6 protein-coding genes and 1 pseudogene are annotated in these 12,414 nt (G+C 68.2%); 2 read left to right on the top strand and 5 right to left on the bottom strand.

Annotated features, from left to right (window positions below):
• Positions 1 to 136: 136 nt before the first annotated feature.
• From ACIQPQ_RS01505 to ACIQPQ_RS01495, 3 genes are all read right to left on the bottom strand, one after another.
• The gene (locus tag ACIQPQ_RS01505; RefSeq protein ID WP_401298255.1) at positions 137 to 4,372 is read right to left on the bottom strand and encodes an Rne/Rng family ribonuclease; all 4,236 of its coding nucleotides are present in this window, start codon (positions 4,370 to 4,372) and stop codon (positions 137 to 139) included.
• Positions 4,373 to 4,649: 277 nt separating this feature from the next.
• A complete protein-coding gene (locus tag ACIQPQ_RS01500) occupies positions 4,650 to 5,414 on the bottom strand; it encodes a TIGR03936 family radical SAM-associated protein (RefSeq protein WP_401298252.1) in 765 nt (254 codons plus the stop codon).
• A 48-nt stretch (positions 5,415 to 5,462) separates the two neighbouring features.
• Positions 5,463 to 6,233, bottom strand: coding sequence for a hypothetical protein (locus tag ACIQPQ_RS01495; protein ID WP_401298249.1), 771 nt, complete (start codon positions 6,231 to 6,233; stop codon positions 5,463 to 5,465).
• Between the two features lie 291 nt (positions 6,234 to 6,524).
• On the opposite strand from ACIQPQ_RS01495, the gene ACIQPQ_RS01490 reads away from it, so the two are divergent.
• Positions 6,525 to 8,087, top strand: a complete 1,563-nt coding sequence (locus ACIQPQ_RS01490) for a recombinase family protein (protein WP_401299563.1) — start codon at positions 6,525 to 6,527, stop codon at positions 8,085 to 8,087.
• Here ACIQPQ_RS01490 and ACIQPQ_RS01485 read toward each other — a convergent pair.
• Complete coding sequence (locus ACIQPQ_RS01485; protein WP_401298246.1) at positions 8,019 to 8,705, bottom strand: replication initiator; 687 nt, start codon at positions 8,703 to 8,705, stop codon at positions 8,019 to 8,021. The two genes, ACIQPQ_RS01490 and ACIQPQ_RS01485, sit on opposite strands and share 69 nt — an antisense overlap.
• Positions 8,706 to 8,855: 150 nt before the next feature.
• Positions 8,856 to 11,285, bottom strand: a complete 2,430-nt coding sequence (locus tag ACIQPQ_RS01480) for a phosphotransferase (RefSeq protein WP_401298243.1) — start codon at positions 11,283 to 11,285, stop codon at positions 8,856 to 8,858.
• Positions 11,286 to 11,596: 311 nt separating this feature from the next.
• Between ACIQPQ_RS01480 and ACIQPQ_RS01475 the strand changes: the two are divergent.
• A pseudogene (locus ACIQPQ_RS01475) lies at positions 11,597 to 12,287 on the top strand (hypothetical protein).
• Positions 12,288 to 12,414 lie beyond the last annotated feature (127 nt).

The following is a 12,414-nucleotide window of genomic DNA, read 5'->3' as shown; positions in this document are numbered from 1 at the left end:
GCCCCCCGCTGGGGGGTGCGGGCCGGGCCGCGGAAGATCCTCCGGTCCGCGCTCGGGCGCGGCGCGGCGCGCCGGGGGGGGGGGGGGCGGGGGGGGGGGGGGCCCGGGGCGCCCCCCCCGCCGGTCGTACGTGCCGTCAGTCCTCCGTGGAGGCCGAGACGGACGGGCCGCTCTTCTGCGCGGCGGCCGTCGTCTTCGACGCCGCCTTCTTGGCCGTCGTCTTCTTCGCGGCCGTCTTCTTCGCGGCGGTCTTCTTGGCCGCGGTGGCGGTCTTCTTGGCGGCCGTCTTCTTGGTCGTGGCCTTCTTCGCCGTCTTGCGGGCGGCCGTCTTCTTCACCGCCGCGGGCTCCGCGGCCTCCGCCGCGTCCGCCACCTCGGACGGCTCGTCGGCCTCGTCGGCGGGCTCGGCCGGAGCCGTCCCGGACTCCGACGACGTGTCGGCCGCCGACGGGACGACCACGACGGCCGCCTCCTCGGACGCGGTCGGCGCGGTGGCCTTCCGCACGGCACGGCGCCGCGGCCGGGCCGGGGCCGCGCTCTCGGCGACGGGTTCGGCGGCCTGCTCGACGACCGGCTCGGCGGGCGTCTCGACGGCGGACTCGGCAACCGCTTCCGGCTGCCGCTCCGGCTCCGACACCGCGACCTGCTCCGCGACCGGCTCCGGCGCCGTCTCGGTCACCGTCACCACGGCGGCCTCGGCCCCGGCGGGCGAACCGGCGGGCGCGGACACCTTGCGGGTGGCGCGGCGCCGGGTACGGCCCTTGGGCGCGGCCTCGTCCGCGGCGGGCTCGGCGGCGGGCGCCTCGACGGCCGGTGCCGACGCGGCGGACTCGACCACCGGGTCCTCGGCGGCGACCGGCGCGGCCTGCGCGACGGCGGCCTCGGCCGGCCGCACCGAACGCCCGGACTCCGCCTCGGCGGTGACGTCCTGTGCGGTAGGCACCGCCTCGCCTCCGGTGACCTCGGCGTAAGCGCTGTCCCGGCGGCCACCGCGCGGCGCGCCCGCCGGGGCGGACGCCCGGCGGCCCGCCCGGCGGCGCCCGCGGCCCCGTCCGGCCGCGGCCTCCGCCTCGGCGACGCTGCTGTACAGCTCCTCGTCCGGGGAGAACGCGGGCCCGTCGAGGGCGACCGGCTCGGCCGTCTCGGCGGCGACCTCCGCCGCGCTCTCGGCCTCGCTCTCGGTCTCCTCGTGCGCGCTGACCACGGTGTCGGCGTCGTCGTGGTCGTGCTCGTGGGTGTGCGTGTCGGCGCCCTGGCCGTCACCGCCGCGACCGCGCTTCTTGCGCTTGCCGCCGCCGCCCACGGACGTCGGCTGCTCCATGTGGACGATGATCCCGCGCCCGTTGCAGTGGACGCAGGTCTCGGAGAACGACTCCAGCAGGCCCTGGCCGACCCGCTTGCGGGTCATCTGGACCAGGCCCAGCGAGGTGACCTCGGCGACCTGGTGCTTGGTCCGGTCGCGGCCGAGGCACTCCAGCAGCCGCCGCAGGACGAGGTCCCGGTTGGACTCCAGCACCATGTCGATGAAGTCGATCACGATGATGCCGCCGAGGTCGCGCAGCCGCAGCTGACGCACGATCTCCTCGGCCGCCTCCAGGTTGTTCCTGGTGACCGTCTCCTCCAGGTTGCCGCCCTGGCCGGTGAACTTGCCGGTGTTGACGTCGACCACGACCATCGCCTCGGTCCGGTCGATCACCAGCGAACCGCCGCTGGGCAGCCAGACCTTGCGGTCGAGCGCCTTGGCGAGCTGCTCGTCGATCCGGTACGTGGCGAACACGTCGACCTCGGAGGTCCAGCGCGACAGCCGGTCGGCCAGGTCGGGCGCGACGTGCGAGACGTACCCGTGGATGGTCGACCAGGCCTCGTCGCCGCTGACGACGACCTTGGTGAAGTCCTCGTTGAAGATGTCGCGCACGACCCGGACGGTCATGTCCGGCTCGCCGTAGAGCAGCGTCGGCGCATTGCCGCTCTTGGCCTTGCGCTGGATCTCCTCCCACTGCGCCTGGAGCCGCTCGACGTCACGGCGCAGCTCGTCCTCGCTGGCGCCCTCGGCGGCGGTGCGCACGATGACGCCCGCGTCCTCGGGGACGATCTTCTTGAGGATCGACTTCAGGCGGGCCCGCTCGGTGTCGGGCAGCTTGCGGCTGATGCCTGTCATCGAGCCCTCGGGCACGTACACGAGGTAGCGGCCGGGCAGGGAGACCTGGCTGGTCAGGCGGGCGCCCTTGTGGCCGATCGGGTCCTTGGTGACCTGCACCAGGACCGACTGGCCGGACTTGAGGGCGGACTCGATACGGCGCGGCCCGTGGGCCATGCCGAGCGCCCCGAAGTTCACCTCACCGGCGTACAGCACGGCGTTGCGGCCCTTGCCGACGTCGATGAAGGCGGCCTCCATCGACGGCAGCACGTTCTGCACCTTGCCGAGGTACACGTTGCCGACGTACGAGGTCGACTGCTCCTTGTTGACGTAGTGCTCGACGAGCACGCCGTCCTCCAGGACGCCGATCTGGGTGCGGTCGCCGTGCTGGCGGACGACCATCACGCGCTCGACGGCCTCACGGCGGGCCAGGAACTCGGCCTCGGTGATGATCGGCACGCGGCGGCGGCCCTGCTCGCGTCCCTCGCGGCGGCGCTGCTTCTTCGCCTCCAGCCGGGTCGAGCCCTTGATGGACTGCACCTCGTCGGAGGGCTCCCCGGCCTTGCGGGGCTCGCGGACCTTGACGACGGTGCGCTCCGGGTCGCCCTCACCGGGCTGCTCGGCGTCGCCGGAGGCGTCCCCGGCGCGGCGGCGACGGCGACGGCGGCGACGGCTGCCCGCGGTGGACCCGGCGGCGTCCTCGCCGTCGCCCTCGTCCTCGGCGTCCTGGTCGGCGGTGTCGGCGTCGGACTCCTGCGCGTCCTGGGCGGAGCCCTCGGCATCGTCGGCGGGGTCGAAGTCGGACTCGCCGTCGGCGGCGTCCCCGCGGCGGCGGCGACGGCCGCCCCGGCGGCGACGGCGGCGCGAACCGCCCTCGTCCCCGTCGTCGTCGCTGTCGGCGTCGGCCTCGGCGACGTCGGCGGTCTCCTCGGCGTCCTCGGGCTCCGGCTCGTCGGCGACGGCGGGCCGCTGCTCGGCCGGGCGGGTGACCTCGGCGGTCTCCTCGGCCACGGCGGCGCCCCGGCGGCGACGGCGGCGTCGGCCGGACGGCTCCTCCTGGGGCTCCTCGGCGCGCATGGCCTCGACCGGCTCGGCGGACTCCTCCGGCTCCGGCTCGGGCTCGGACACCGCGGCGGCGGCCTCGGCGGCGGCGCGCTCGGGGGTCTGGAAGCTGGGCTCGGTGAACACGGGCGCCTGGAACACGGCGACCGCGGGGCGCGCGGGGCGCCGACGGGCGTCGCCGTCCTCGGCGGCCGGGCGGGCGGGCGCGGAGAAGCCGACGGCGGCCTTGCGGACGGCGCGACGGCGCCCGCGGCGCGGACCGGCGTCCTCCTCGGCGGTCTCGGCCGGGGCCTCGGCGGCGGGGGCGGGGGCCTCGACCGGGGCCGGGGCCTCCACGGCGGCGGGCGCCTCGGCCGGGGTCTCGGCGGGCGCGGTGACCCGGCGGGTGGCGCGGCGGCGGGTCCGGCGCGGCGCGGCGTCGTCGGCGTCGGCGTCGGCCTGCTCGGCGGCAGGCGCCTCGGCCGGAACCTCGGCGGTCTCGGTCACCGGCGCCGTCACCTCGGCGGCGGCCTCGGTGCCCTCGGGCGCGGCGGCGGGCGCGGTCACCCGGCGGGTGGCGCGGCGGCGCGTACGGGGGGCCGGAGCGGCCTCCTCGACAGCGGCGGGCTCGGCGGCGGCCACAGGCTCGGGCGCGGCGGGCGCCTCGGCCTGGACGGCGTCGGTGCTCTCGGCCGTCTGCGGCGCGGCCTCGACGGGCGTGGCGACCGTACGGGTGGCGCGGCGCCGGGTGCGGCGCGGCGCGGCGTCCTCGACGGGCGCGACCTCGGCGACGGGCTCCTCCGCGACGGCGGCGGGCTCGGCGGTCACCGGCAGCACGGTCTCGGCCGTCTCGGCGGCGGCGGCCCCGGCGGGCGCGGAGGCCCGGCGGGTGGCGCGGCGGCGCGGACGGGCGGGTGCGGCCTCGACGGGCTCCGCCACGGGGGCGGCCTCGTCGGCCTTCTCCTCGTCCTCAAGGAGATCGGCATCGACGTCGCTGTCGGCGAGGTCGGCGACGCTCTCGGCGGCCGGTATGGCCGGCGCGACGGTCTCGGCCACGGTGCCCTCGGCGCCGGTGGGCGGACCCGCGGGCCGCGAGGCGGCCCGGCGCCGGCGGCGCGGCGGCAGGGTGTCGCTGGGGGTGTCGTTCGCTTCGGAGCCCGCGGTGGGCTCCGTGGATTCGGTCGGTTCGAGCATGCGGGCGGTTCTCCCGTCGGGCTCCCGGGCGCCGCGCCGGACCGGTGCCGGTCATGAGGACCGGTCACCGCTGACGTCCGCGGCTCGCGCGGTGCGCGGTGCCGCCGTCCGGGGCGCGGGCGCCGCACGGGAGCTTTCTAGTGTCCTGTCTCGCCGGTTCCGTACGCCATGTTGCGGACGGCCTGGCGAAAGTCTGGTGGTCGGTGCGCTGCCCGACCCAGGTGGCTCCCGAGTGCGAGGGCTGCGCTACGACGTCCGTCCCTGTGCGGGACCTTCCCTACGCCGGCGCCTTCGCGGCGGCAGTCACATCGGCCGTTGTGGGGGCCTCGGCTGCCTCGCGGTCGGGCGCGAGCGGGTCGGTCACCGCGCCGGTCTCTTCATCGAACAGCCCCTGCGCCAGCCTGGTCACCGCTGCGGGGACCGGCGGCGCCAGGTCGGCCACGGCGCGGAGACCGGACAGGACGTCGTCGGGTCGAACGGCAGGCGTCACGTGCCGAACAACCAGGCGCAGTATCGCACAGGGCCGGTCGGTCGGCCTATCAGCCTGTGGATCGAGCGTTTCGAGGTGAGCGACGGCGGAACGGGCGTCGAACGTACGAACGCCGTTCTTGGTGAGGCGCTGGACCTCCACGGTGTCCGCCCCGGTGAAGGCGGCCACCGCCCGGTCGGCGTCCGCGGGGTCCACGCCGTCGAGGCGCAGTTCCCAGACGGAGGCCGTGAGCCGGTCGGCGAGTCCCGAGGTGCGGGCCTCGACGGCGTCGACGATGTCGAGCCCGGCGGGCAGCGACGCGTCGAGCAGCTCACGCAGCTTCTGCGGGTCACGCGCCGCGGTGAGCGCGATCTCCAGGTACTCCGCCTCACTGCCCGTGCCGGTGGGTGCGGCATTGGCGTACGACACCTTCGGGTGCGGCGTGAACCCCGCCGAGTACGCCATCGGCACCTTGGCACGGCGCAACGCGCGCTCGAAGGCACGCTGGAAGTCACGGTGGCTGGTGAACCGGAGGCGGCCGCGCTTGGTGTAGCGCAGTCGGATGCGCTGCACCGCGGGTGCGGGCGGCGGGCCTTCGGGCTGTCGCTTGCCCAGTGTCGTTCAGTCCTTCGTGAGTGCGGTGGTACTGCCATCAAGAGTACGTGTCCCGGGCTCCGAAGGTTCCCCGGGAGGCGGGTCCGTACGCCTCCCGAATGCCCCGGACAGGGCGCGCCGCACATCGGAGCGTGCCTGCCGGACGGCCTCACGGGCCGTGTCCAGGGCCCGCCGCGCGATCCGGCCGACGGGGCGCAGCACCAGGTCACGCAGCACGTGCCCGACCGGGGTGAGCAGCGTGCGGTGGACCCACCGGGCCGGGTCGGCGACGAGCCGGCGGAAGAGGCTGCCGAGGAGGCGTCCGACGGCGCGGGAGACCCGCCCGGCGATCCGCAGGCCGTACCCGAGGGCGTCGGCCACCTCCGCGAGGACGACGAGCAGGACCCGCCCGACCGGCGCGAGCAGCCACGCGAGCCCCCGCCCGAGCGGCGCGAGGACGTACACGTACAGCCACCGGGCCGGGACGAGCACCAGGTACCGCAGCAGCCACCCCAGCACGCGCGCGAGGGGGACGACGACGTAGCGCCACATCAGCTCCAGCGGCACCGCGACCAGCACCCGGAGCAGCCACAGCAGCGCCCGCCCGAGCGGCCGCAGCACCCACGCCCCGACCGGCCGCCCCACGACGACGAGCGCGTCCCACACCATCCGCACCGGCACCACGACCACCACCACGACACCCCGCAGAACCAGCCGCGCGGCGCCGACGAGACACCCCTCCCCCGCCCCGCCGCCCGGTCCCGAGGCGCCGGACGCCCTGTCGCGCGTTCCGTCCATGCCCGCAAGGACGCCGTGGACGCCCGTACGGCTCCCGCGCCCGCGGATGTCCGCCGGGAAACGCCACGGGCCCGGCCCGCCGTACGGCGTGACCGGGCCCGGGACGCGCGCGTGCGCTACTTCACGACGCTCAAGGGCAGCAGCTTCTTGCCCGTCGGGCCGATCTGGATCTGGGTGTCCATGGCAAGGCATATGGAAAAACGCTTAAAACTATCCGCGAACTGCGCCACGCTGTCTCACATGAGGAAACGAGGACAGCGCCGACTCGCGGCAGACCGAGCGGCCTACAGCGTGGAAGCCGAGTGGACCGAAGCCGACCTTGCCCTGTTGGAGGAGCTCAAACGGGCTGAGGCCTTACTCCCCCAGGACGCAGCCCGGGCGCTCTTATCCATCCGCTTGTCCGTACTGACAGACGACACGACGTCGCCGGTACGGCAGGAACTCGATCTCCGCATCCTGGCCAGGGAGCGAGGGTGCCGAGTCGTCGGTGTCGCCTCAGACCTGAACGTGTCGGCGACGAAGGTTCCGCCGTGGAAGCGGAAGGAACTCGGGGAGTGGCTGAACAACCGCTCCCCCGAGTTCGACGAGCTCCTGTTCTGGAAGCTCGACCGCTTCGTACGACGTCTCTCCGATCTCTCGACGATGATCGAATGGAGCCTGAAGCGCGGGAAGAACCTGGTCTCGAATAACGACAGCCTTGACCTCACGACGACCGCCGGAAAGATCATGGTCACGATCATCGGGGGTATCGCCGAGATCGAGGCGGCCAACACCTCGACCCGGGTTGCGAGTCTGTGGGACTACGCGAAGTCGCAGGAAGACTGGATCATCGGGAAGCCGGCGTACGGCTACGTCACTGACGAGGACGACACGGGGAAGGTCGTTCTCGTCATCGATCCCGAGGCGGCCAAGGCGCTGCACTGGGCCCGTCGCATGGCGCTGCGGGGACGCTCCGCCGGTTTCATGGTGCGTTGCCTGAAGCGGTCCGGCCTGATGACCCAAGGGCTCACCGTGGCAACGCTTCACCGCCGCCTGCGCAACCCAGCGCTCCTCGGCTACCGGGTAGAAGAGGACAAGAACGGCGGCCAGCGACGATCGAAGCCGCTCCTCGGCAAGGACGGCAGGCCGATCAAGGTCGCCCCTCCCCTCTTTACTGAGGAGGAGTTCGAGACCCTCGGCGCCGCCCTCGACAAGCGCAAGAAGAACCAGCCGCCGCGCCGTGTCGGCGGTGTGACCCAGTTCCTCGGCGTCCTGCTGTGCGCCGACTGCAAGACGAACATGACCGTGCAGATCACGAACAACACGTACGGGACTTACCAGTACCTGCGGTGCCGCAACTGCAAGAGCGGCGGACTCGGAGCGCCCAACCCCGGGCGGGTCTACGAGCGCCTCGTGCAGGACGTGCTCAAGGTCCTCGGAGACTTCCCCGTGCAGGTCCGTCAGTACGCCGAGGGCGCCGAGGCCCGTAAGGAGATCAAGCTCCTTCAAGAGACCATCGCGCTGTACATGAAGGATCTCGAACCCGGGGGCCGATACACGAAGACGCGGTTCACGAAGGAGCAGGCGGAGGCGACGTTGGACAAGCTCATCAGTGAGCTCGAAGCGATCGACCCCGAGACCGCGAAGGATCGGTGGGTCAACGTCCACGGCGGCAAGACATTCCGTGAGCACTGGCAGGAAGGCGGCATGGAGGCCATGTCCGCCGACCTGTACCGGGTAGGGATCCGCTGCGAAGTGACCCGCACGAAGGTGCCGAAGGTCCGAGCCCCGAAGGTGCACCTTCGCCTACTGATCCCGAAGGACGTACGCGAGCGACTCGTGATCCGAGAGGACGACTTCGCGCAAGCCTTCTGATCCCAGCCCGCACAAGAACGAAGCCGCCTTCCCAGCATCTGAGGGAGGCGGCTTCGTCCATGCAGCAGGGTCAAACGGTTCTTCCGCACCGTCCTCACCCACAATCACAATCTCGCTGTCGATCAGAGACATCGCTTCGTCGTTCGTAGGCTCAGGCTTGGGCAGCGGAGTTATCGACCCCACCCCCCTGTTGGCTGGCTTCTGCACTGAGTCGCCGAGACTCCGCGAGGTCTTCAGCGACTCCGACAGCGATGAGAGCGGCGCCCGGCGTGTGGCCGAGCCGACATAGCGCCAATGCGCGTCTGTGATCGCGTCGGGGATGTCGGTGTGGCCGACGTGGTGGGCGCGTTCGGCACGTAGTGCGGCGTAGGTGGTGGAGTAGACGCGGGATTTCGTGAGGATGTGGCCCCGGTAGCCGAGGGTGTGGGTCCAGGTACGTAGGCGCAGCGGTGCGTATTCGGGGAGGCCGCCGAGTCGCCAACAGGTGTGCATGAGGGTGCGGACGTGTCGGCTGACGGGGGCCGTGTCGATGTCGTCCCTGGTGGTGACCTTGTGGTCGGTGCCGGCGCCGGTCTCGTCGGTGCCTTTGGTGACCAGCGCACGTGTATGGGGGACCAACCCGACGCACGCCGGACACGACCACGACGGTACCGGGGTTCAAGCCTGTCGGCACACTCCCTGATCGGACGTCAGGTAGTTCTCAGACCGGAGACGGCGCCACAGGTATTCCCAGCCCAACTACTCAGCATGCAAGCACCTTCGCAGACGTCATTTTTGCACACTAGGTTGAACCTTATTCACTTCAGCCATGGCTTGTGAGGCGCTGGCGAATCTGTTCCTTTTTACCGGATCCGTCATTTTTAGCAATACTTTTGAGAACTTGGGAGACAGCTCTTCCCTAGCAGCCAGCCGCAAATCTTCTACTGTACCCTCGCGATGCTCTGCCCCAATCGCCACTTGGAGCATGGTGACACCTAGCTGATAAAGGTCAACATCTACGTCCCAGACAGCACCGATGCCATCTGGTGGATGGTATCCAGGCGTAACACTTCGCGTTACTACCTGCTCTGAAGCCCTGACCGAGATGTTAAAGTCGATCAGCACAGCCCCACGATCAGCGACAATTACATTCTCTGGCTTGACATCTCTGTGAATAAACCCGTGCCGAGCTTCTTCAAGGCGCATCAAGTCATCCGTACTAATCTCCGCAGTATGGCGAATTTCACGCACAAGAGCATCGTTTGGATGAAAGGCAAACATAGCAGAGAGGATTTCGCTCAGCCATTGGAGTGTTTGCGCCTCGCTAGCGCGCGTGGACTTAGTACAGAAGTCCCGTAGAGACCTTCCTTCGAGTAGCTCCATGGCCATGTAGACGGAGCCTTCTTCGCTCCTGCCGTAGTCAATCACCCGAACGACGTGCCTGTGGTCGATCTCTTGAAGGGGCTCAATCTCACGATGCAACGCACCGAGCAGGCCATTATTGAAAACCTTCAGAGCTACAGTAGAGCCATCCGTGCTCTTAGCTGCATATACTCTAGAAAATCCCCCTGGTGAGCCGATCGAGGAGATCACCTCGTAGCTTGCAATTCTGCTACCTGGAGCCAAATACGCCGAATCAGTTCCGGAGATTTTCTCAGTTCTTCTCTTCTGCAGAAAGGTCTGCAACAGCTCAATTTCAAGGCTCCTGCAGTTTTGCGGCTGCACGCAGAGACCATAACCCACTAAGTGAGCGGTATCAGAAGGGAACTGATTGGCGAACTCTCTGAACTCTCCAATCTTTCCGTGGGTGAGCATCTCAAGTAGATAATACTCATCCGGGTACTGTTCTTGAAGGACCGCAACAATCTGGCTTAGGAGGGAACTCTTTTCTATTAGGAACCGGTCAATTGCAGCAGAAACATTTTCACGCGTGACAACGGCTTCGGCCTCCCAGTCCGGCCGAGATGTGTGGACAAGAGATGCCAAAGACCTAACTAGTGCAGGATGCCCTCCAGTAGCGCCGAAGACCCGATCTACAGCTTCCTCCTCCCACTTCAATCCCATTCTGCGGCCAAGGTTAACCAGCAAGGACTCCACTTCGTCCTGAGCTAACGGGCGCAGATATTGCACTCGGAAGTAATTGTAAACCGGATTCTCACGCCCTCCGACATAATTCTGCTCAAAAACACTCGGATTGGTTCCCGTAACAAAGTAGCTAAGTCTGTCTGGGAACTGCTGATCCAACCCCCTGAGTAGCCTCCAAATGCGAACAAAAGCACCTCCCCAAGTGGATCCTGGTGCGTCTGGGGAGAGTAGCTCGATCTCATCAAGCATGATTACGACCGAGCGCGATGTTTCAGTCAAGATCACGCGAATATCGTGATCGAATAGTTCAAATACAGCGCTCTTATCTGGAATCGCCGAGAAGAGTCGATATTTCCCAAAGAGCTCAAAAGAAGTGATGTGTCGAATGTGTCGATGCGAATCATAGATGGACTCGCCAAGACTCCACAGGAGATGTTCGGGAGAAGCATTGATGGCGTCAATGCGCTCGATATCGACATGCCCGACATAAGAGTCACTATTGTTCTGCAGCGTCGACCTAAGTCGATAAAGCATCGAGGTCTTCCCAATTTTACGAAGACCAAAGAGGCCTACATGACGACCGCCGCTGCGAAGACTCGTGGCAATCTCGCTGATGAGACCTCTCCTGCCGAAGAAATCCTCAGCCCGCGTCACAGCCGAAGGTAGATCGTAGAGATCCCGTGCATATAGGCGCCGCTGCAACGCTTCAATGAAGTTGGATGACCCGTAAGGCGGGTACGAGTTGAAGTCTGTTGCACTGAAACCCAGAAAAATTGTGTCCAGTGTCTCAGCGGTTTCTGATGCGTGAACTTTCGTATCAGGGTCTTGCGTGACCACGATTGCGAAATCTTCACAAAGCCTTGGTCGCTCAGACTGAATAAGCTGCGCTGCCTGAGTTACGGTTCGCGCCTGGAATTCATGTGACTCAACTACCCAGATCACTACTTCACGAGCGGTTCCAAAAAGGTCGCGCAGGCGCCTGGGCAGTTTCAGATACAACGCCCACCGTGTGCCGCCGGCCTCTTCACTGACCCACACGATGATGAAGCCAGCATGCCGCAGAACGTTCGCGATCTTGGTTCGCAGAAAACTTCTGCCGATGAACTGGCTAATTCGCCGCTCGTCAACCGCCATATGTCCCCCTCGTCAAACACCCGACGACCGCACACTACAGAGGGACATTATGGCGCATGTGTGCCTAATCGCCAATACTTCCTGCGGTTGAATCATCCGGTGCACACCTGCCGAACGACCGGGCTGCGGGCGGGTGTTAGGCCGACGCCTCGACCCGGAGTAGCAGCCTTCACGTCGTACTTCCCGGTACCCATCAGAGGCAGCGGCTTCTTGCCGGTCGGGCCCGTTTGTGGCCATGTGTCCAACTGGGGACACAGGTCGATTAGGCACTGACCGAGGCGTTGTCAGCGGCGTGCGCTTCGATGTGCTGTATGACTGTTCACGACGTGGCCCGCACTCTGCCCGGCATCCCGACTCTCCGCGATCTATGCCGCTCCCTCGCGATGGCGGAGGCCATCATGAACCCCGACGGCGAGGAGCGATACTAAGCGTTCAATTGTTCCTGGTCACAGACAGAAGAGCTGGCCTCGATGCGGAACGGCTCCGGGGACGAGTTCGACATCGTCTTCTCGGCCGTCGGCGCGTACGTGCGCGGCTTCGCTCATGAATCGCCGCTCAGTCCGTATCACCAGCAAGACGACTTCGAACCCTGGCCGGGAGTGCTGGACGCCGTACCCTCCGCCTTCCAGCGCAACGCGCATGAGCCCCTCTTCACCGACGTGGACGGCACACCCGTCGTGACGGTGTGCCTATGGCGCCACGCGCTGGGAGACCGGAGACATCGACTTCCCCGAGGGGCACCCCGATCCGGACGGCTCGACCGGACTGTTCGGCCTCCTGACAAAACCAGGCCCCGAAGGCTTCAAGGCATTCGCCGAGGATTGCTACGAAACTGTGGCCGACCTTGAGGCCCTGCGGCACATCTACAGCCTGCGCCCTCTCGACCAAGCCGTGATCACCAAGCTCAACCCACTGGCGCCCGTTACAGATGTCGTGAACGACGCCCTGGCCGTCGGCTACCCCGTCTCTCCCGCCCTGCGGACCAGGCCCCGGACCGACTGACACTGCCGTCAGGTCGCCATGGGCCGCTATCCGGCCCTCACACCCACTCCACGTCCGACGAGACGTCCGAAAGGGCGCCAGGCGGGGGCAGTGGCGTTCTCAACACCTTCTGCGCCGGCTGCCGCCG

The sequence above is a fragment of the Streptomyces sp. NPDC091281 genome (assembly GCF_044757425.1).
Classification (GTDB): Bacteria; Actinomycetota; Actinomycetes; order Streptomycetales; family Streptomycetaceae; genus Streptomyces.
This window is presented reverse-complemented; position numbering and strand designations above follow the sequence as displayed.